1 protein-coding gene is annotated in these 203 nt (G+C 72.4%); it reads left to right on the top strand.

What is annotated here, in order from left to right; all coding sequences use genetic code 11:
• On the top strand, positions 1-203 hold a 203-nt coding region (locus tag SM757_RS35495), incomplete at both ends, for a hypothetical protein (protein ID WP_322468937.1).

The raw sequence follows: 203 nt of genomic DNA, 5'->3' as shown, positions 1-203 counted from the left end.
CGCCGGGCACGGCATTCAGCAACACGGCCAGCATCGTCACCACCGGCACGCCGGACACCAACGGCGGCAGCAACCCGGCCGCAGGCAACAACTTCAGCAGCGGCAGCATCACCGTGGGCGCACGCGCCGACGTGCAGGTGCTGAGCAAGGCGGCGGTGGCCACGGGCACGTCCACGGCGCAGGCCACGGCGCAGCCGCTGGAA

Origin of the sequence: Azohydromonas lata (assembly GCF_034427735.1) — a bacterium.
In the GTDB taxonomy this organism is placed as follows: Bacteria; Pseudomonadota; Gammaproteobacteria; order Burkholderiales; family Burkholderiaceae_C; genus Azohydromonas; species Azohydromonas lata.
The sequence above is the reverse complement of the archived record's forward strand: the minus strand, read 5'-3'. Positions and strand labels throughout refer to the sequence as shown.